The sequence below is a fragment of the Chryseobacterium sp. WG14 genome, assembly GCF_024586945.1.
In the GTDB taxonomy this organism is placed as follows: domain Bacteria; phylum Bacteroidota; class Bacteroidia; order Flavobacteriales; family Weeksellaceae; genus Chryseobacterium.
Window position 1 is genome coordinate 70,293 of the sequence record NZ_JALCZD010000003.1, and the last position, 18,957, is coordinate 89,249.

At 36.2% G+C, this 18,957-nt stretch carries 22 protein-coding genes; 8 read left to right on the forward strand and 14 right to left on the reverse strand.

Annotated elements, in window-relative coordinates:
- The 14 genes from MP478_RS06330 to MP478_RS06395 all read right to left on the reverse strand — a co-directional run bounded on the left by MP478_RS06330 (position 1) and on the right by MP478_RS06395 (position 12,067).
- A complete protein-coding gene (locus MP478_RS06330; RefSeq protein WP_257199949.1) occupies positions 1-1,041 on the reverse strand; it encodes a beta-ketoacyl synthase N-terminal-like domain-containing protein in 1,041 nt (346 codons plus the stop codon).
- Complete coding sequence (locus MP478_RS06335; protein WP_257199950.1) at positions 1,028-2,272, reverse strand: beta-ketoacyl synthase; 1,245 nt, start codon at positions 2,270-2,272, stop codon at positions 1,028-1,030. Before MP478_RS06335 ends, MP478_RS06330 begins: the two co-directional genes overlap by 14 nt.
- 16 nt (positions 2,273-2,288) lie before the next feature.
- Positions 2,289-3,044, reverse strand: a complete 756-nt coding sequence (fabG, locus tag MP478_RS06340; protein WP_257199951.1) for a 3-oxoacyl-ACP reductase FabG — start codon at positions 3,042-3,044, stop codon at positions 2,289-2,291.
- A gap of 47 nt (positions 3,045-3,091) precedes the next feature.
- Positions 3,092-4,108 carry a diiron oxygenase gene (locus tag MP478_RS06345; RefSeq protein ID WP_257199952.1) on the reverse strand — a complete coding sequence of 339 codons (1,017 nt, stop codon included), beginning with the start codon at positions 4,106-4,108 and terminating at the stop codon, positions 3,092-3,094.
- Positions 4,105-5,592, reverse strand: coding sequence for an NAD(P)/FAD-dependent oxidoreductase (locus MP478_RS06350; RefSeq protein WP_257199953.1), 1,488 nt, complete (start codon positions 5,590-5,592; stop codon positions 4,105-4,107). Before MP478_RS06350 ends, MP478_RS06345 begins: the two co-directional genes overlap by 4 nt.
- Positions 5,593-5,690: 98 nt before the next feature.
- Positions 5,691-5,939: an acyl carrier protein gene (locus tag MP478_RS06355; protein ID WP_230035179.1), complete on the reverse strand. Its 249-nt coding sequence runs from the start codon at positions 5,937-5,939 to the stop codon at positions 5,691-5,693.
- A gap of 976 nt (positions 5,940-6,915) precedes the next feature.
- Positions 6,916-7,485, reverse strand: a complete 570-nt coding sequence (locus MP478_RS06360) for a DUF2306 domain-containing protein (protein WP_257199954.1) — start codon at positions 7,483-7,485, stop codon at positions 6,916-6,918.
- A 200-nt stretch (positions 7,486-7,685) separates the two neighbouring features.
- Positions 7,686-8,267 (reverse strand): GDP-mannose pyrophosphatase NudK, encoded by a 582-nt coding sequence (nudK, locus tag MP478_RS06365; RefSeq protein WP_257199955.1) that lies wholly within the window; start codon positions 8,265-8,267, stop codon positions 7,686-7,688.
- A complete protein-coding gene (locus MP478_RS06370) occupies positions 8,254-8,613 on the reverse strand; it encodes a DUF4406 domain-containing protein (RefSeq protein WP_257199956.1) in 360 nt (119 codons plus the stop codon). The genes nudK and MP478_RS06370 overlap by 14 nt, the downstream gene beginning before the upstream one ends.
- 51 nt (positions 8,614-8,664) lie before the next feature.
- Entirely contained in the window at positions 8,665-9,255 is a 591-nt protein-coding gene (locus MP478_RS06375) for a Crp/Fnr family transcriptional regulator (RefSeq protein WP_257199957.1), read from the reverse strand.
- A gap of 31 nt (positions 9,256-9,286) precedes the next feature.
- The gene (locus MP478_RS06380) at positions 9,287-10,189 is read right to left on the reverse strand and encodes a TIGR01777 family oxidoreductase (protein WP_257199958.1); all 903 of its coding nucleotides are present in this window, start codon (positions 10,187-10,189) and stop codon (positions 9,287-9,289) included.
- Between the two features lie 28 nt (positions 10,190-10,217).
- A complete protein-coding gene (locus MP478_RS06385; RefSeq protein ID WP_230035190.1) occupies positions 10,218-10,562 on the reverse strand; it encodes a hypothetical protein in 345 nt (114 codons plus the stop codon).
- Between the two features lie 5 nt (positions 10,563-10,567).
- A complete protein-coding gene (locus MP478_RS06390; RefSeq protein WP_257188989.1) occupies positions 10,568-11,161 on the reverse strand; it encodes an HPP family protein in 594 nt (197 codons plus the stop codon).
- On the reverse strand, positions 11,162-12,067 hold the full coding sequence (locus MP478_RS06395; protein ID WP_257199959.1) for an arginase family protein: 906 nt from the start codon (positions 12,065-12,067) through the stop codon (positions 11,162-11,164).
- A 221-nt stretch (positions 12,068-12,288) separates the two neighbouring features.
- On the opposite strand from MP478_RS06395, the gene MP478_RS06400 reads away from it, so the two are divergent.
- From MP478_RS06400 to MP478_RS06435, 8 genes are all read left to right on the forward strand, one after another.
- Complete coding sequence (locus MP478_RS06400; RefSeq protein WP_257199960.1) at positions 12,289-13,314, forward strand: methyltransferase; 1,026 nt, start codon at positions 12,289-12,291, stop codon at positions 13,312-13,314.
- Positions 13,315-13,459: 145 nt separating this feature from the next.
- Positions 13,460-13,792, forward strand: coding sequence for a single-stranded DNA-binding protein (locus MP478_RS06405; RefSeq protein ID WP_047491066.1), 333 nt, complete (start codon positions 13,460-13,462; stop codon positions 13,790-13,792).
- 14 nt (positions 13,793-13,806) lie between these two features.
- Positions 13,807-14,262 carry an HRDC domain-containing protein gene (locus MP478_RS06410; RefSeq protein ID WP_257199961.1) on the forward strand — a complete coding sequence of 152 codons (456 nt, stop codon included), beginning with the start codon at positions 13,807-13,809 and terminating at the stop codon, positions 14,260-14,262.
- Between the two features lie 123 nt (positions 14,263-14,385).
- Positions 14,386-15,753, forward strand: a complete 1,368-nt coding sequence (gene hisS, locus MP478_RS06415) for a histidine--tRNA ligase (protein WP_257199962.1) — start codon at positions 14,386-14,388, stop codon at positions 15,751-15,753.
- Between the two features lie 194 nt (positions 15,754-15,947).
- Positions 15,948-16,811, forward strand: a complete 864-nt coding sequence (locus MP478_RS06420; RefSeq protein ID WP_257199963.1) for a PH domain-containing protein — start codon at positions 15,948-15,950, stop codon at positions 16,809-16,811.
- An 11-nt stretch (positions 16,812-16,822) separates the two neighbouring features.
- Entirely contained in the window at positions 16,823-17,668 is an 846-nt protein-coding gene (locus MP478_RS06425) for a PH domain-containing protein (protein ID WP_257199964.1), read from the forward strand.
- Positions 17,669-17,686: 18 nt separating this feature from the next.
- Complete coding sequence (locus MP478_RS06430) at positions 17,687-18,328, forward strand: GNAT family N-acetyltransferase (protein WP_257199965.1); 642 nt, start codon at positions 17,687-17,689, stop codon at positions 18,326-18,328.
- Between the two features lie 64 nt (positions 18,329-18,392).
- On the forward strand, positions 18,393-18,926 hold the full coding sequence (locus tag MP478_RS06435) for a PH domain-containing protein (protein WP_257188981.1): 534 nt from the start codon (positions 18,393-18,395) through the stop codon (positions 18,924-18,926).
- Positions 18,927-18,957: the final 31 nt, after the last annotated feature.

An 18,957-nucleotide genomic window follows, 5' to 3' on the forward strand; every position in this document is an offset into this window, starting at 1 on the left:
CTATATGCTGTTTTTTTCTATAATGGTGTAGATTACGGTCCCCGATGGATCTGCCGACAAGACAAGGATGTTTTTTTTGTCTGTTCTGTGAGCGTTTTGCCCATTAAATACTGAAATAGCATAGGCAATACCTAACATTCCACCGGCATTATCCAGATCTCCGAATTTATCCTCAGGATACAGTACTGTTACAGGAAGACTGTTTTCTTTAAATAAACTTTCGAATCTATTGATATGTATTGTAGAAGTTCCGCCGGAGATAATGATCGTATCAGTATCATTTAATTTTATAATGGGGAATAGCATTTCATATAAATAGGTTTCAAAAGGAATAGCATCTTGGGTATAGGTTTCAGAATGCAACATTTTAATCCGGGCTAAAGGCTTTCTGTTATCTTTTTCTAAAGACTCCTGGCGCTCCAGAATCATAGAGATACCCAATTCCGGAGATTTATCTCGCTGGTTTTTTTGTATTAGTTTCTGATAGGAATTCCGTACTTCCGTAGAAGCCGTTACTCCATAATCTATAATTCCCAATTTCAGATGGAGGTAAGCAATATCTAATGCCTGGAGACTTCCTGCCATTCCTGCACATACACTGAAGTTAGGTCCTTTTATTCCTGTTTGTATAGCCATCTGGCTGGCTGCTGCATTAGCTATTGTACTGGGTGCCTTCATAGGGCTTACTCTGTCCGGCCCCTGATTTTTAGCTGTTAAATCGAAAATAAAACAGTCTTCAAGGTTAGACAGTTCCGTCCCGTCATAGAGCCCAATCCTTTCCGGATTGCTTTGTATGTACTTCCCTAAATCCCGGTTATGAATAGACTGAAATGCTGCATTACAGTAAATCAATGTGGCTTTATTCAGAAAACGCTGGCCTTTGGGTTTTAAAAATTTCTGAGGATCATGATCTTCAATGATAGAAGAAGATAGGGGCTGATCTTCCAAATTGTTAAGGTATTCATTTATTTCTGTTCCATACGGACTGTTAAAGCCAATAGCAGAAATTACAATATCGGTTTTTGGATTAATTTGCATCATATTTACTGAATATTACACTACAGATGTTACCGCCAAAAGCAAAAGAATTACTTAGAATATGTTCTATATGATGCTCTATTTCCGCGGGTGGCTGTATCTGAAAGTTGATATTAAAAGATTCATCGATTTTTTCTGTATTTCTATTTTTTGGAATTTGCTGGTGATATAATGATAGAACTGCACTTACCGCTTCAAGAGCACTTGCTGCTCCCATACAATGTCCCAGCATAGACTTTATTCCGTTCACATATAAAGTATTTATTCCTTCTCCAAAAACATTACGCATTGCTTTGATCTCATGAGCATCATTGGCCTTTGTTCCGGTTCCATGAGCACTTATATAGGTAATGTTTTCTCTGTCAATATGACCTGAAACAAGAGCATTAGACATAGATAATGTAGCTCCTGAACCTTCAGGATCCGGTGCTGTAGGATCATAAGCGTCACAAGCCAGTCCATATCCTTTTATTTCTCCATAAATTTTTGCTCCTCTGGCCAGAGCATGCTCCAACTCTTCAAGAATTAAAACGGCTGCACCTTCTCCTACAATCATCCCTGTTCTATCCTGATCAAAAGGTTTGCAATCATTTTTTGACATTGCCCCTAATCTGTAAAATACAGTATAACATGATCTTGTAAAAGGATCTGCTCCTCCCGCAATGATAAGGGGAGACCGGCCTTCCTGAATCATGGAATAAGCTGTTCCTATAGCATAATTCCCGGCTGCACAGGCCGTAGGGATAACCATATTGGTTCCACCCAGATGGTAATATTTTGCAATACCGGCACTCAGTTCTACAGGCCGGAATCTATTCAGGGTTTCGGCTGCCTTAGGATCGAGTTCTTCATGCTCCATACCAAGATCCCATTCGTCTACGATACGTTCTACAATATCCTGATTGCCATTCGTTGTTCCCAGGATAATTCCATAGTTATTTTTCTGGCTCAACCTATTTTCCAGCCCTGCATCTTTTAATCCCATATCTACAGCAGCGGCAGCATAAGTAACAGCCTTTCCATAAGGCCGGAAATGCTCAATGACGTCTATATTTTGATATTCTTTTTCAAGATGCACTTCTGCAGCTCTTGTTATTCCTTTATAATTTGAGGAATCCAGCTTGGTAAGATCACTGACTCCGGTATCTCCATTGAGTATTTTCTTCCAGAAATCATCTTTCTCACAAGCTAGCGGGCTTACAACTCCCATTCCTGTAATAACAACTCTTTTCATATTGGTTTGTGTTTATTTATAAGGTTAATCCACCATCAATGATGAATGTCTGGCCGGTCATATAATTGCTTTTTTGAGAACAGAGAAAAGTGACCAGGTCAGCAACTTCCTGAGGAATTCCCATTCTTTTCATGGGGATCATCTGGTCTATTTTTTTCTTATCCTGTTCATTCATTTGGGCAACCATTTCAGTATCTATAAATCCGGGAGCTACGGCATTCACCTGCATATTAAACCTGGCAAATTCTAAGGCAAGTGTTTTGGTAAGGGAGATAATGGCTGCTTTGGAGGCACCATAATTAGCCTGCCCTATAGCACCACGCACACCGGAAACAGATGAAATATTGATTATTTTTGAATTCTTCTTCCGGATAAATGATTTTATGACCGCTTTGGAAAGATAATAGGTTCCATTTAAGTTGGTATTGATTACGTCTTTCCACATATCGTGGGTCATGCTGAAAAATGGTGCATCTGCAGTAATTCCAGCATTATTGATGAGTCCATACAACGGTCCTAATGAGGATTTTTCAACAGTTTCTATTAATGATTTTGACTGTTCCTCATCTTGGATATCTGCATGATATAACTTTATTTTATCCGGGAACTCTGCTGAAAGTTCCTGTAGGTATTTCTCTGCAGCTTCCTGACCCCGGTTATAGGTGAACGATACAGAAGCTCCTGAAGAAAGTAATTGTCGGACAATAGCTTTCCCGATTCCGCGTCCTCCGCCGGTCACCAGAAAATGCCTGCCGTCTAAGTTAATGTGCATATCGAAAATTTAATGTTTATTAATGTTAGTTTTGTGAAATGTCTTCTTTAATCATAATTTTTATCCATTACATTGTCTATATCGCTTTCATCAGCTGATTTCTTTTTAAAAAACCCGATAGCATCTTCAACATCTTTTTCAAAACCATTCGCTTTCCATATTTCTATATTCTCGTAGGTACAGATTCCTATTTCTATAAAATACCTCATCATGGGAGCCATGATTCTTGAATTGATTTTTTTTCTGTTTTCAGCATTCAGAACAGTTGGGATAAGCTCTTTATAATTTTTAAATGCTTTATCTTTAAAGCCTACTCTGGCGTATACCATTATACTGGATATGGACATGTCCAGCATACTTCTCAGCATGGGAGCTGTAATTTCCCGGGCTTCGTTTAAAAACTCAGGAACAACATCTATAAATTCCCGGATCATATTTTTTCCCCATTCTATATGTCTTGCTTCCTCTTTATGGTGTTCTACAGCTACTGCCCGGGAAAGCTTGGAAATTTCCTTGCTGTTACAGTCTTCCATGGCATTGTTTTCTGCCAGCCATTCTATTAAAATAGTGAGATAGATGGCTTTCAGCGGAAATTCAGACATGGAAGCATTATGGCTGTATATTTCCCGTAAGTTTAAAGGAACAGGAAACGGAGCAATATTGAAATAATTCATTGCTTTTCGGAAGACCATGGCATGTACAATTTCTTCTTTACAGAAATGATGTATATATTGTACTACCTCCGGAAATCTTTTCAGAGAACCATGATTTACAATTTTCATATAATATTCCGAAACCAGGTTTTCAAATACAATAAATGTATACCACCAGGCTCCTGTTTCATATACAGACAGAAGCCTTCTTTCTTCCTCTGATGCAAGATCATAATACGGAGTTCCATAGATGGAAATATTCTCTCTCTTTTTGAGCCATACCTGATCTGTGGGTTCATCCCAGGGATGGTCCAGAAGCAGGCTCATTTGCTTTTTCTCAGATGCTTTATTAAGCTTCTCCAGCAGATCTGAAAATTTTGGACTGAGTGTTTTTTTCTTTAGCGGATTCATAATTTTGTGTTTTTACTCAATAATTTACCTTGTGTAAAGCCAAAGCACATGGCGGTTTCATAACCCGGACCTCCTGCCCAGGTGCTGACTAATTTAATTTTGTCATTGGGGAAGTCACTAAGCAGGTTTAAATTGGTTCTGGGGAGCATTTTATAGGCAAAAGCAGAGCCTTTGGTAGCAAGAGTAAATTTGTAATTTGTTTTTGGTGTTGATGATTCTGTATAGATCAGTTTTCCTTCCAGTTTTGGAAATGTCTTAAGGGCTCTTTTTATAAACTTATCCTGAATTTTTTGTTTTCTGGCAGTATATTCTTCCTCTGAAAGATGAAACCATCGGTCTCCATGATCCAGCATGACAAGCTGGATGACATAGCCGCCGGCAGGATCAAACCTATGGTAATTACTTATGCTCAGGGTAAAAAGATCATAATATCTGTCATTTTCAAAGTCTTCTTTCGTAAAATCGTCTCCTGAATCTGAAACCAAAAGGTATTCGGGTGAAAAAATGTCAACTTCTTCCGGAGGAACCGAGATCACAATGTATACACAAAAATGTCCCCAGCCCACCTCAAAATTATTGATAACACTTTGGAAGCGGTCTGTATATTCCTGTTTATTCAGCATTTTCAGCACATCTTCCGGAGGGCAGGTTGCAATTACATTTTTGGCCCGGATCATATTTTTCCGGGTTTTGACGAGCATATATTCATTATGGTCTTCCATTTCATAGACCGGGTTCTTTTTTAACAGAATCCCCCCACGATTGATAAATTCTTTAAGCAATACATCAGAGAGATGCTGTCCTGTCCCTTTTACATAGGCCTGGCCTCCATAAAACATAGCATACAGACAGTGAAGAAAATAAAAAGCATTCACTTCATTGGAAATAGACCCCGAATAGATGGCAATAGGACTGAGAACTTCAATGATATCATTTCCTTTAAATATCGTTTCAAAATATTGCCGTGCTGTTATTTTAGAGAGGCCCCTGCTTTCTCTTAAAATATCTTTGTTGATGGTATACTCGTTCATCAGTCTTCTGAAAAACATATAATGTTGGTATCCATGGGTTTCTATGTCTTTAAAAAGACGTTCTATTCCCGTGATTTCGTCCGGAAAGTATGTTGTAAGAGTCTCTTTAATTTCATTCGGTTCTGAGGGAATTCTGATAAAGTTGCCTCTATACACTACGGTTCCAATTTCTTCATGCAGATGAAATTCTTCCAGCAGAGAATGAAGTTCCAGTCTTTTTAGAGTATTCCAAAGGTTTCCTACATGCTCTCTAAGCCCGCTTACTTTATGCTGGCTACAGTCAAAAATGAATTTTCTTTTGTTTCTGTAAAAATTGGTAGCATAGCCGCCTACTTTATGATGTGCCTCGCTAATGACGACAGAGCGTCCCTCTGTGGCAGCTGTTAAGCCGTATGTTAAACCACAGAGACCCGCTCCAATCACCAAATCATCGACATCAATATTGTCAATCATATTTTGTGTTGGTTTGTTACAATAAGTTGATTTTGATATATTATTTTATTCCCTACCTGTTCATATTTTAAACAAAATAGAAATAAAAAGTCAAGATTTTAGCTTGCTAATTCTTCTTCCAAAACTTTAACAATATCCTTTGGGGTAGTCATATTAGCCAAAAGCTCTTCATCAAGGCTGACCTGAAAATTTCTTTCCAGTTCTACCAACACTTCAAGCCCCATGAGGGAAGTCATTCCCATATCGTGTAGCAGATTGGTATCCGGCTGAATTTCCTTCGGATTACATTCCGTAATATCACCTAAAATCTCGTACACTTTTTCGAATAATTTTTCTTGATTTTCCATAATTTATATTTTAATTTATTATAATGAATGCTTTACTATAGCATAAAAGCAATTGATTAGTATAAGTTTTATACTAATGCTGATTGTACAATTATAAGTTGGCTGTATTTATCTTTCTATAATGATTCAAATACTTATAATATGATTATGGATGGGGGCGAGGCTGATGTATTCGTTTTATGAAAACAAACTATCCTCACACCTTGTCATATATAATTTTCTAATAAAAATAAAGGATAATTACAGACTAAACTTACTTTAAGTTGTTAGTGTCTGTTTATAAAAGAATATACTCCATCTGTTTGGGAACCAGATAGGGGGAACTGTTTTTTCGTGTTTCATTATTTGTTGGTTTTGTTTGACAAATATACTATACTCAAAACAACTGACAAAGAAAATAAGTAACTTTATAGTGAAATAATAACTAAATAAATGAGCGCTTTTTTTACATTAACTTTTATTTAAGCTGTTTCTTTATTTGTATTTATTTTTTTCCAAAATATTGTACTTTTCAAGTATATTTTTCTTTATAAACACAAATGGTTAATGTTGAAAACAGCATGAATTGTGCATGTTATGTTGAAAATTTTACTATAATAATATGCTTGTAGTTATTTGAAATCCGAATCTGTATAATTGCTTACCTCAATGAAGTTCTGATAACCTGAATGTAGAGATCAACCGTTTTATCAATGTCTGCAACGGTTAATACGAGATGGTCTATGTTTCTTATTTCCATAATTTCATTTTTTTAATCACGCATGATATTATTGATGGGCAGATATTGTTTTTTAATTTTAAAATAATAGTTTTACATCAATTAATTAATCATATGAACTGGATCTTGCCCTATGTTTTTTTTATCTTTACCCTTATCATATTTGGGGGAATTTCTTACCTGGTGATGCGTCTTTTTAAAAGATGGACTCAAAAAAGTAAATATGCCTTTTATTTAAATACTTTGGTATTTATCAGTTCATTTCTTTTGATTCTTTTCACTGCCTTTATTATTTTCTTTATGAATCTTAATCTTAGCCGATAAAGGAGTTTTTTTTCTAAAAACTAAGTATGCGATGAATAAATTGATGAATAGGGCCAACCATACATTGATCCCATAAAAAAGCTCATAATCATGATATTCTTCATTATAAAAAAGGTTTTTAATGATTCTGAAAGTAAGGGCCGTTGTAGTAACGGCATAACTTAGAATCATATAGTTTTGGTGGCTGATTATCTTTCCTTTTTTAATGGAAAGAATTGCTGCTATGGTAAAATAGGCCCAGAGACTATCCTGCAGCAGAAATCCCGTAATCCCGATTAAACCTCCGTTAGAGAACAGACCCAGGATAAAACAGGCTGGGACATTGATGATAAGGATATTATAAACATACATCTTGCCTATGATTGTATGGAGTTTTCTGTTCTCAGCCAGGAAACGGCTGGAAAACTGCGTTAAGCCAGCTAAAAGACAAAGCGTAACAGAAAAGATATGAATGTAAAAAAAGGTCAGCCAGTATGGGTTTCGGACTACCTGTTGCTTAAACATAAGAAAGCCCACGTTTTTTTCAAAACTCGTATACTGGGAAATTGTTTTCAGCATGAGAATACTGAAAATAAGTACTGAAAACAGAGCCAGGATTTTAAAAATGGTTATTCGTAAAGCCTTGGTCATTAATACTTAATCGTTGTGCAGGTTATCATTGAAAATAGGATGATTGGGAGTCTCATTCTCAGTAATTATTTTTGTTATAAAATACTTTTAACCCGTAAGTGCTGGAGTAACATAATTGTTTTGGCATCATTGATTTCTCCTGAATCTACCATTTGGAGAGCTTTTTCAAAAGACAATTCCAATACTTCAATGTTTTCTCCCTCTTCTTCAAGACCGCCGCCATCAGCAATTTTCATTTCATCAGAATATTCAGCGATGAAGAAATAAAGGATTTCTGTCACAGAACCTGGCGACATATAAGCCTGAAATACCTTTTCAACTTTAGAAATTTTATATCCTGTTTCCTCTTCCGTTTCCCTTTTGATACAGTCTTCGGGGTTGTCATTATCCAAAAGGCCGGCACAGGCCTCAATAAGCATTCCTGTTGAATTCCCGTTAATATAGGTAGGCAAACGGAACTGTCTTGTCAGAATAACAGTATGGGAAGATGTATTGTAAAGCAGGATGACTGCTCCATTTCCTCTGTCGTAAGCTTCTCTGCTTTGGGTTTCTGTAGTTCCGTCCTTTTTTAGAATGGTATAAGTAACTTTGTTTAAAGTATACCAGTTATCTGACAGGATCTCTGTTTTTAAAATAGTAATATTAAGATTTTGCATCGGGTATATCTTCTGTGTTATAGTAAATTTTAAGGCCTTTTTCCTGGGCAATTCTCACATCTTCATCAGCTCCTTTTGAAGCTCCGTGTATCCGAAAAATGGCATCACATTTTTCTAAAATACGGTGAGCAGCCGGATATTGTATCTCCTGCCATGCCTCATCCCCAATCTGGATAGAGCCCGCAAGACTGATTAATGGCAATGCAATCCATTCTCCAATGATAGGGATGTGTCCTTTTCTGAAAATAGGAAGTGCTGCAGCTTCAAGGTTATGAAGGTTTTGCTGAATCAGTTCCGGATCATCATTTGTCCCACTGCGATAGGGACCTGCAATAAGTATAAGCATATTTTTTTGCATAAAATAACGGAACTTACAAGGTAAAAAAAATAATGTAGATTAAGAGATGTTATTTTTCTGTTTATTTATTTTTATGGTACTTAAAAACTCGGGAGTAACGCCCAGATATGAAGCAATTTGTTTTTGAGTAACCCGTTGGGCAGCCAGAGGATATTTTTGGAGAAAGCTGTCATATCGTTCTTCTGCTGAAAGAGAAAGGTTCTCAATAATGCGGAGCTGCTCTCTTATATAGGCATTCTGCATCATAATTCTAAAGAATCTTTCAAACTTCGGTATTTTAAGGTACAGCTCATCGAGGCTGTCTTTTTGTAACTGCAAAATAACACTGTCTTCCAGAGCTTCAATGTTCAGTATGGCAGGTTGTTGGTTGATGAAACAGAACATGTCGGTAATCCACCAATCAGAAACAGCAAACATAATGGTAGATTCTTTTCCTGCAGCATCCATATAGAATGCTCTAAGAACACCGGACTGAACAAAACTGATTTCTTTGCAGACTTGTTGCTGTTTTAAAATCAGTTCTTTTTTCTGAACCTTTTTCTCTTTTAATAAGGAAATAAAATAGGAAATTTCCTGTCCGCTGAGTGAAATATGTCTGGATATATTTTTTAGAATTAAAAGGTTTTCCATATAGAACTACTAAAGATTGTTATCGCTTATTTCACTTTAATAAGTCTTTCAGGGCTTCTTTAAGGTCCGGGAACTTAAACTGAAAGCCTGCATCCTGAATTTTCTGTGAAGAAGCCCTTGATCCTTCCAGTATAGCCGTGGCGAGTTCTCCAAATAAAAGTTTTAAAACAAAAGCCGGAACATTAGGCATCAGTAAGGGTTTTTTGAGCACTTCAGCGATCTTTCCGGTCAGTTCACTATTGGTGGTATGCTGTGGGGAAACAGCATTATAAGCACCGTGAACAGAGGAGTGGCTTAAAGCAAACTCATACATAGAGCAGATATCTTCAATATGAATCCACGGCATATATTGTTTTCCACTGCCCAAAGGAGATCCTATGCAATATTGAATAGGAGGAACCATTTTTTTTAATGCCCCTTCTTTTTCAGAAAGTACAACAGCTGTACGGATTTTAACTACTCTTTCTGCAAGGTTATGTTCTTCGAAATGATCGGCTGCTCTTTCCCATAAAACAACCACTTCACTTAAAAAATCATTTCCCGGCTGATCCTCTTCGGTATATATTTTTTCAGTCGTTTGAGTTCCATAAAAATTAATACCTGAAGCTGAAATAAAGGATTTAAGTTTTATCCCTTTCTTTTTTAAAGTATTCTGAAGCAATGCCGCAGAATCCACCCTACTGGAAATTAATTCCTTTTTTCTTTCATCAGTCCATCGCTTTTCTGAAATATTGGCACCCGCCAGATGAATGATATGGGAAACATTTTCCAAAGAAGACTCTTCTATTGTCTTCTTTGTAATATCCCATTCATATTCATTATCGTGCTTCTTTTTTCGGGTAAGAAACCTTAGACTATATTCATTTTCTAATTTTTTTGCGAGTTCCCGGGCAATCATACCACTAGCTCCTGTAATCAGAACAATTTCTTTCATATTTATATCGTTTGGTGGTGTAGGAGGATTATGCCTGATTTCTTACAATCAGTATAAAATCATCTTCCAAAAGCCTGTATCCGTAATCATAAATAAATTTATATTCAGATCCGTTTTTATAGACTTTCATATTGGTGAAATAATCGAAGTCAAAACCTAAGCCATCCAGTTTAGACCTTGCTACTTTAGTTTTGCCATCAGTATTTATTTCTACAAGGATACGATAATTCTTGCGGAGCTTGTTGTTTACATTCCGCATCAGATTGGTAGAATCTTTATTCTGTTTATTATTATAGGCGTTCCGGCAGGCATCGTTACAGAACTTTTTGTCAGACCTTCCGATAATCTTTTCGCCACATTCCAGGCAGTTCATACTATTTATTTTGTGTGTTTGGTATGTCTTTTCTTTAACAATCTTATAAATCTGCTGTGGGAAGGATAACTTCTGTTGCGCGTTATATTATTGAAGAATAATGCCACAATCAGCAGGATAATACACCCTGATAAAACAGGAGAGATAACGTACCAGTACCCTAATTCAGGTATTTTCCCGGTGGAACTTACAGCAATAAGGGCTGTTGCGCCGCCTGGTGGGTGCAGAGTTTTGGTGTACTGCATAATGACAATGGAAAAAGCTACGGCCAATGGAGCAGAGAGCCAGATGATATCCGGAACAAGTTTATACACTGTAACACCTACAAGAGCTGACAAAACATGTCCGCCTATCAGGTTTCTGGGTTGAGCCAAAGGACTCTGAATAGCTCCATAAATAAGAACACTGGAGGCTCCAAAAGAACCTATAAGGAATATATTTTCTGTCTCAGCTAAAGAATGGGACTGGATGAATGCAATAAGCCCAATCCCAAAAAAGGCACCCAAAAATGACCAGAAATGCTCTTTGTAATCAACCAGCGTTTCTTTATAGATCACATACTTTGAGACTCTAAACGTTCTTTTTATGGTCTTCTTCATTTAGTCTTCTTTATTTTTTATAATTTGAATTAATTTTTCTACAAAAACTTGGGTATAAAATCCATCTTTATCATAATCGGGATCTAAAATAGTGATCTCTATTCCAAAACAATCAGGATGATGAATCAGTGGGATCAGCATTTCCTGCAGATCATCATAGCTTATTCCATCTTCCATTCTGCTGTCTACTGCCGGCATGATTTCATCTTTTAAAACATCCACATCAAAATGGATAAAGAAACCATCCAGCTTTTTTTCAGCTGTCATTTTCAAAAAGTCCTCAGCAGTTTTTCTGAATCCGTTTTTCCTGAGATTTTCAAGGTCATAATAATGAATGTTGGAATTGATGATCTGGCTGACATATTCCTCGTCATCTGTCTCTGCATTACCGTTACAAAAGATGTTTTCTTCAAGGAAATAAGGCTTTAGCCCATCAATATTGGTTAGCTTTTCATGCCCAGTTCCGGAAACTATCGCAAGATCCATTCCGGCAACACCTCCGCTTTCTGATAATTCTGGTGGGATAAAATCGGTATGACCATCAAGATAAAAAAGTCCGAAGTTTCCCAGTTTTTTTAATGCAACTGCGGTTCCGATCAGAATACTGCAGTCCCCACCGAGCATGATATTGAAAGTATTCTTATCATAGTTGTTCAGAATAAGGTTAGCCTGCTTTTTAGCATATCCAATAATGGCATCTGCATTTTTAACCCCTGAGTCTTCATCGAAATCCATGGCATATTCCGGAGCTTCCAGTCTGAAAATATGTTGAGGGCCAATTCTTTTATGAAAATCAAATTTTCTGAGCCAATCCGGAAGTTTTCTGACTCCGGGCTCAGTCTCATGATCCTTTTTTGTAAGTCCTAAATTAAGAGGAAACTCAAAAATATTGATATCCCTTTTCATAATGAATTTTGACAAAGGTACGGAATTATCCGTTTGTAAATGGATAGTATTGAGAAAGCTAATTGTTTTCTTTAAGGAAACTGATTTAAGCTTTTTCTGATTGTAACCTTAAACTGCCAGTACTTTATATTAAATTTTAATTAAAATGACTAAATTCACGTATTATTGAATTATATACAATCATAAAGTAATATGTTAAATTAAATCTAAAGAAAATCACCATGAAAAAACAATTTATTAAACCAGCATTTACTGAGAAGATGTTTGAAATGTTAGGAGGGATGTGGATTACCGGCTGTATAAAGACGGCCGCAGAACTGAATATTGCAGACCATCTGGAAGCTGGTCCTCAAACAATCTCTTCATTAGCAAAAGAAACAAATTCGCAGGAAAAACAGCTGTACCGGATTATGAGAGCTTTGAGCAGTGTTGGGATTTTTGAAGAGCTGGAAAATAAAACCTTTCGATTAAATGATTTTGGAGCCACTCTGCTAACAGGAGTTCCCGGGACTGTAAAAGATTTTGTGCTGGCTAATTTAAGAGAACATTTTCCAGGTTTTATGGAACTTACTTATTGTGTCCAAACCGGAAAGATTCCTTTTGAACATGTTCATGGAATGAATCTCTGGGAGTATTATAGAGAATATCCGGAATTAGGCGCCAATTTTGGCAGAGGAATGACAGGGCTTTCCAATATGGAGCTCTCAGGAATTATTAAGACCTATGATTTTAGTCCATACAAAAAGATTGTAGATATTGGAGGGGGAAACGGGATAATGATGTATGCAATCTTAAATGCGACTCCCGGGAGTTCCGGGATTATTTTTGATGAAGCACATGTAATCGAAAATACCACTCAGCTCATTCCCGAAAACCTAAAAGCAAGGTGTTCTGTAGCTACAGGAAGCTTCTTTGATAAAGTTCCGGCAGGGGCTGACCTGTATACCATGAAATGGATTATCCATGATTGGAACGATGATGAATGTATACAGATTTTAAAAATATGTTGCGAGGCTATGTCTAAAGGAGCAAAACTATTAATTATAGATGCTGTTATTCCCGATGATTCTCAAAATAAACCACACCCAGCCAAACTTCTTGATATTGTGATGATGGCTTGTATTACCGGTCGGGAAAGAACATTGAATGAATTTAAAGAACTGATTGAAAAAGCAGGATTGCAGTGTAATCAGCTTATTTCAATCGGAACAGAAGCCAAAAGCATTATCGAATGTGAAAAGATATAACTTATCCGACAGCAAACGACTACAAGTGAATTTAAATAGTTTATAACCGACTGGCTTGTGGTGACATCGCAATCTTTGCAACAGAGATTTGAGAAAGCAGTGAACGTCTCTTATCTAATTTATTAATCTTTAAAATATAAAAGTTATGTCACTAAGAAACAAAGTAACACTTATTGGTTACACAGGTAAAGAAGTTGAAATGGTAAACTTCGACAATGGAAACGTAAAAGCCAGCGTATCTTTAGCTACCAGCGATCATTACACCAATGCCAAAGGTGAAAAAGTAGAAGAAACACAATGGCACAATCTGATTGCATTTGGGAAAGTAGCAGAAATTATGGAAAAATATGTTCCCAAAGGAAAAGAAATAGCTATTGAAGGAAAATTGATGTACAGATCATATGACGATAAAGACGGCGTAAAAAGGTACATTACAGAGATTCGTGTAGACGAAATCCTTTTGTTAGGAGGTAAATAATTCTAAAAATGCAAATGATGAAAGTAAAAGTTTTTAAAATAAGACTTCCTGAAGAATTTCTCTACAAAGATCAGAAAATGCTTGATGATTTTCTGGAAGTGAATGAAATTATAAAAGTGGAAACGGCTTTTGTAAATGATGAATGTTATTGGTCTGTTATATTGTATTTTGAAGCCTTGAAAATGGCGAAAAATACGGTGAAAGAACCAAAAGTGGTAAAATACTCTGCCGAAAACGATTTTTTGAATACTGATGAAGAACAAATTCTGAATGCTCTGAAACTTTGGAGATCTGAGAAAGCCAGAGAACAGAATCTGCCTACTTACTTTATAGCGAGTAACAAAGAATTAATTTCTGTAGCCAAGTATAAACCCGCTAAAAAAGAGGAACTGCTCGAGATTAAAGGATTCGGGAAACATAAGATTGAAAATTATGGCGAAGAAATACTGGAAATCCTTGAAAGTGTCTGATTTTTCAGCATAAATAATCAAATAACAACAAAAGCCGGGGAAGGTTACTTCTCCGGCTTTTTTATGCTGTGTAAAGTCATAGCAATTCCTTATTTTTGCAACTATCAAAATGACATACTAGAAATGAAGCCAAGTTTAGCAAAAGGAACAAGAGATTTTACAGCACAGGAAGTTTCCAGAAGAAAATATATCATCAGTATTTTACAGAATAATTTTGAATTATTCGGATTTCAGCCATTGGAAACTCCAAGTTTTGAAAATCTTTCTACCTTAACGGGAAAGTACGGAGAAGAAGGCGATCGGTTGATCTTTAAAATTTTAAATTCAAGCATCAATGAAGCAAAAGAAGATAAAAAAGAGCTGATGCTTCATGATTTTCAAAAAGCATTGGATAAATCCTTTAATTCGGAATATCTTACTGATAAAGCCCTTCGTTATGACCTTACCGTACCTTTTGCAAGATTTGTAGCCATGAATCATGGCAAACTGACATTCCCGTTCAAACGTTCTCAAATCCAGCCGGTTTGGAGAGCAGACAGACCTCAGAAAGGAAGATTCAGAGAGTTTTACCAGTGTGATGCCGATGTAGTAGGAAGTGAAAGTTTATTGCAGGAGGTAGAACTGGTTCAGCTGTATTTAAAATCATTCGCTGATCTTGGAGTTTCTGTAACTATTCACATGAACAATAGAAAGATTCTTTCGGGATTAGCTGAATATGCTGGGATTACAGATAAACTGATTGATTTTACGGTAGCTTTAGATAAGCTTGATAAAATTGGAAAAGGAGGGGTGGTTACAGAATTGCTGGAAAGAGAGATTTCTCAGGATTCTATTGATAAACTGGATTTTCTGTTTAGTCAGTCTGATGATGCGCTGGAAAACCTTCTTCAGCTTAAGGAGAAATTTGCAGGCAATGAAATAGGACTGAAAGGGGTGGAAGAGTTGGAATATGTTCTTACGCAATCTCTGAACCTTGGTGTTAATATGCAGAATCTTGTATTCAATATTACATTGGCAAGAGGATTGGATTATTACACCGGAGCTATTTTCGAAGTGAAAGCGGATGAAGTGGCTATGGGATCTATTGGAGGAGGAGGTAGATATGACAACCTTACAGAAGTTTTTGGAGTTAAAAATATTCCGGGAATAGGGATTTCATTTGGGTTGGACAGAATCTATCTGGTCATGGAAGAACTGAACCTTTTTCCTGAAGAAGCTTCTTCTAAAATAGAATATTTATTTGCCAATTTTGGTGGTGAAGAAGTAACAGAAGCTCTAAAACTAATTATACAGCTAAGAGCAAAAGGAATTTCAGCGGAGCTGTATCCTGAAAGTGCAAAACTCAACAAGCAGTTTACTTATGCTGAAAAGAAAGGTATTAAAAACCTTGTTTTCCTTGGAGAAGAAGAGATTAAAAATAATACTGTTACTTTCAAAAACCTTGAAGCTGGGGAACAGAAAACGGTTTCTTTAGAAGAGTTTTTAGGATAATAATATTAGACATATATTAAAAACAAATCAACCACAAAAGCAATTTTTGTGGTTGATTTGTTTGATGGATGCTAAGATTTAAATACTTTTGACCTTTAATATCGGTTCAGAATTTGTAATTTGGAGTCGATGTTATAAAAGCAGGGTGAAATGATACCCTGTATTCATAAAAAACTTTTAAACCTAAAAACCAAATGAATACTATTTGCGCATTGTGCGGTACGCCGCTTACGGAAAAAGATCTGTCTGTAGGTAAAAATAAACTGGCAGACGGTGGTTATTTGTGTGCAGGATGCCTTACTAAAGCCATTAATATCAATAGAGACCTTATCAATACTCTTGATCAGTTTTATTTTGCGGAAATTACAGGAATGTTTCTGAAAAGTAAAATTGAGGGCAGTCAGAATCCGGGAGGATCCCAATATACAGGAAGCAGCCATTACGAATATGATGCCCCTACCAGGCTGGATCAGATTAAAGATCAGATAGTGGCTCTTAATGCAAGGCTAAGTGTCTTGGCCAATGAAGAAGTCAATGCATTGGATACTGTGCTGGATCAGAATGAAAATCTTCTGGCAATTGCAGAATGTATATACCTCCAAAATAAACGCGAAGGAATTGTTTTTGCAACGCCAAGAAGAGTTGTTTTTATTGATAAAAAGATTTTGGGTGGAGTAGTCAGGAATGAGTTTCCTCTTCATGAGATTGTTTCTATTGAACATACTGAAAATCTTCTGTATTCTATTCTGAAAATAAATATTAAAGGGGCTTCTGCAGAATTTAAATTACACAACAAAAGTGACGGAAGGGCATTTTCAGATGTTCAAAGCAGGAGTATGGCTTATATTGAAAATAAATTCAGACAGGATTCAACGTCATTACAGGCATTTACTCAAACTATTCCGGATCTGGTACAGGAAAATGTATATTCTACTGATAAAGGAGATTCCGGAGCTATTCTTGAGCAGCTGGAAAAATTGGGTAAGCTCAGAGAAAGAGGAATTTTGACAGATGAAGAGTTTGCAGAACAAAAGAAAAAACTGCTTGATAAATTATAAAAGAAAAAGAAATGAGCAATAATTGTGCATTGTGTAATACAGAATTAACATCCATGGATACGCTCTTGGGGGCTAATAAACTCTCGGATGGCAATGTTTTATGCAATAAATGTTTAAATAATGCAAGTAATATCAATGACGAATTGCTTTACAAGCTTAATGCATTCAGCATTGATGATATTAATGAAATGCTGCACACCGGGAAAAAAGAAAAGACTCAGATATTGGCAGTTACAGAACAGAATCTTCCTGCAGCTATAGATTCCGGGTCCCGTCAAATCTCAAAAGAGGTTTATAAACGCAGACATCAAAAAATAAAGCATGAGCTGGAAATGCTGAATGCCAGCCTCTCCATGTTTACCAAAGGAGAAATCAAAGAACTTCCTTACTTGATTTCTGAAGATGAAAAAATAATCGCGATTACAGATGCTCAGTTTGTCAATACATTGGCAGCCGGGATATTGGTAGCAACACCCATGAGATTGATTTCTGTATCAAAAGCCATGTTCGGGGCAGCAAAAATCAATGAGTATCCTAACGAAATTATCAACGCTGTAAGTTTTGTAACAGATCCAAGATCGCCAATTATTAAATTACATCTTGATGAAAGAGTGGTAGAGTTTGAATGTTTTATGGATAAAGATGATGCAGAGAAATTCTACGACAAGATAAAAACTATTTATAATAATCCTAAGGAACAGTCTTCGAAACAAATTGATACTGTAAAAGGTGTTTCAGTTTCATCAGAAGAAGTTTTTGATCAGCTTGAAAAATTAGGAAAACTGAGAGAAAACGGAATCTTAACCGATGCAGAATTTGCAGAACAGAAAAAGAAACTGCTGGAACAATTAAAATAAAACTTTTAACACTGAATCATGAAGGATAAAGTATCAATAGTAGAAAAATGGCTTAAAGGATGGTGTTTATCAAGAGAAGTGTCTTTTCCTGTACCATATACATCAGGATTCAGGGTGATTGTAGGCGATGAAAAACAAAAAGAACGTTTTGTATTTCCTCAGCTTAATGATGATTTTTTCCAACTTGCAAATTCAATTGATGAGCCTTGGATTTATCTGAAAGTATCCACTTCTCCTGATGAATTTATAGAGAAAATCCCTGAAAGATGGAAACTGCAGTCACAGGGATATATGATGACCTGTTTTCACCCGATGAATTTTCCGGAAATCAGTCTTGCAGAAGGATATTACCTGGAGTTTTCTGAGTACAACACTACTTTTGTTGTCAGAATTGTAGCAGAAAATGGCGAGCAGGCTTCTATAGGCCGTATCTCTCTTATAGATAATATTGCGGTTTATGACAGGATTATTACCGAAAAAAATCACCAAAGGAAAGGACTTGCTACTTTTTTACTGAAAGAACTTGAGAAAATAGCTCTATCAAAGGGATTTTCAAATAATTTATTAGTGGCTACAGAAGAAGGAAAACTATTGTATGAAACCTTAGGATGGAAGATGTACTGCCTGCACACTTCCGTTGTGATACCTGGAGAAGACTAATACTTTTATTGAATTAAATTTTTTATTACTAAGAAATAGTAATTTAGCTCCATAAACTAATGCTATGAGTGAAAAATCAAGACTTGACGAAATAAGGGATGAGCTTAAGAAGCTGGATATCAGTCCTACCATATTTGCCCGAAAAGAAATTCATGAACTGCCGGAGATCCTTTTGGCAGATGAAAAAATTGTCTATCTTGTTGAAGGCAGAAACAAATTAAACAATCATCATATTATTTTAGTAGCCACAGACAGAAGATTGATTTTTGTGGATAAGGAATTCATGTACGGATTGAAAGTAGAAGACTTTTCTTACAGCAAAATAAGTTCCATACAATATGAAACAGCATTCTTACTGGCTTCCATAGATATTCAGGTTACAGATGATATCGTAGAGATTGATGGAGTAGGAAAGTACCATGCTGAGCTGTTTTGTGAAAAAGTAAGAGAGTTCATATCTCGTCCTGAAGAAACTTTTCAGAACAAATCTGAACCTAATGTTTTAGACCAACTCGAACAATTAGGAAGATTAAAAGAATCCGGAGTCTTAAGCGAGGAAGAATTTCTGGAGCAAAAGAAAAAATTGCTTGAAAAATAGCGAACCGGGCTTACTACTTAAAGAAAAACAA

Excerpts from the sequence above, each read along its gene's own strand:
- MP478_RS06355 (WP_230035179.1), bottom strand. The coding sequence starts at position 5,939 with ATGGAAAATCAAGAAAAATTATTCGAAAAAGTGTACGAGATTTTAGGT.
- MP478_RS06395 (WP_257199959.1), bottom strand. The coding sequence starts at position 12,067 with ATGAAAAGGGATATCAATATTTTTGAGTTTCCTCTTAATTTAGGACTT.
- MP478_RS06385 (WP_230035190.1), bottom strand. The coding sequence starts at position 10,562 with ATGAACTGCCTGGAATGTGGCGAAAAGATTATCGGAAGGTCTGACAAA.
- MP478_RS06370 (WP_257199956.1), bottom strand. The coding sequence starts at position 8,613 with ATGCTTATACTTATTGCAGGTCCCTATCGCAGTGGGACAAATGATGAT.
- hisS (WP_257199962.1), top strand. The coding sequence starts at position 14,386 with ATGAAGCCAAGTTTAGCAAAAGGAACAAGAGATTTTACAGCACAGGAA.
- nudK (WP_257199955.1), bottom strand. The coding sequence starts at position 8,267 with ATGCAAAATCTTAATATTACTATTTTAAAAACAGAGATCCTGTCAGAT.
- MP478_RS06425 (WP_257199964.1), top strand. The coding sequence starts at position 16,823 with ATGAGCAATAATTGTGCATTGTGTAATACAGAATTAACATCCATGGAT.
- MP478_RS06410 (WP_257199961.1), top strand. The coding sequence starts at position 13,807 with ATGATGAAAGTAAAAGTTTTTAAAATAAGACTTCCTGAAGAATTTCTC.
- MP478_RS06420 (WP_257199963.1), top strand. The coding sequence starts at position 15,948 with ATGAATACTATTTGCGCATTGTGCGGTACGCCGCTTACGGAAAAAGAT.
- MP478_RS06360 (WP_257199954.1), bottom strand. The coding sequence starts at position 7,485 with ATGTTTAAGCAACAGGTAGTCCGAAACCCATACTGGCTGACCTTTTTT.
- MP478_RS06375 (WP_257199957.1), bottom strand. The coding sequence starts at position 9,255 with ATGGAAAACCTTTTAATTCTAAAAAATATATCCAGACATATTTCACTC.
- MP478_RS06400 (WP_257199960.1), top strand. The coding sequence starts at position 12,289 with ATGAAAAAACAATTTATTAAACCAGCATTTACTGAGAAGATGTTTGAA.
- MP478_RS06380 (WP_257199958.1), bottom strand. The coding sequence starts at position 10,189 with ATGAAAGAAATTGTTCTGATTACAGGAGCTAGTGGTATGATTGCCCGG.
- MP478_RS06430 (WP_257199965.1), top strand. The coding sequence starts at position 17,687 with ATGAAGGATAAAGTATCAATAGTAGAAAAATGGCTTAAAGGATGGTGT.
- MP478_RS06345 (WP_257199952.1), bottom strand. The coding sequence starts at position 4,108 with ATGAATCCGCTAAAGAAAAAAACACTCAGTCCAAAATTTTCAGATCTG.
- MP478_RS06335 (WP_257199950.1), bottom strand. The coding sequence starts at position 2,272 with ATGAAAAGAGTTGTTATTACAGGAATGGGAGTTGTAAGCCCGCTAGCT.
- MP478_RS06350 (WP_257199953.1), bottom strand. The coding sequence starts at position 5,592 with ATGATTGACAATATTGATGTCGATGATTTGGTGATTGGAGCGGGTCTC.
- MP478_RS06405 (WP_047491066.1), top strand. The coding sequence starts at position 13,460 with ATGTCACTAAGAAACAAAGTAACACTTATTGGTTACACAGGTAAAGAA.
- MP478_RS06330 (WP_257199949.1), bottom strand. The coding sequence starts at position 1,041 with ATGATGCAAATTAATCCAAAAACCGATATTGTAATTTCTGCTATTGGC.
- MP478_RS06390 (WP_257188989.1), bottom strand. The coding sequence starts at position 11,161 with ATGAAGAAGACCATAAAAAGAACGTTTAGAGTCTCAAAGTATGTGATC.
- MP478_RS06435 (WP_257188981.1), top strand. The coding sequence starts at position 18,393 with ATGAGTGAAAAATCAAGACTTGACGAAATAAGGGATGAGCTTAAGAAG.
- fabG (WP_257199951.1), bottom strand. The coding sequence starts at position 3,044 with ATGCACATTAACTTAGACGGCAGGCATTTTCTGGTGACCGGCGGAGGA.